General features: G+C 40.1%; 1 pseudogene. It reads right to left on the reverse strand.

Annotated elements, in window-relative coordinates:
• Positions 1-218 (reverse strand): annotated as a pseudogene (locus RTK36_RS16365) (hypothetical protein); the annotation flags it as partial.
• Positions 219-232: the final 14 nt, after the last annotated feature.

A 232-nucleotide genomic window follows, 5' to 3' on the forward strand; every position in this document is an offset into this window, starting at 1 on the left:
TTTCCCACTTCCAACTCCGCAATTTCATCTTGCCAATGATACAGGGGAAAATGCAGGCCGTCATAAATTATCTGTATGGGATTTTTGTTTTGATATAGAATTCCATAGGGCGTAATCAATGAGTTAAGATTTCCAGCAAGAAGTTTTTCAAAATACGCTTTGCCGTCAAAGCTATGCAATTCTTTCTCGCTGACCGCACCTTGTTCTGTTAGGTACATTTTCTTGCCTACCG

It is taken from the genome of Anaerotignum sp. (assembly GCF_031981185.1).
Classification (GTDB): Bacteria; Bacillota; Clostridia; order Lachnospirales; family Anaerotignaceae; genus Chakrabartyella.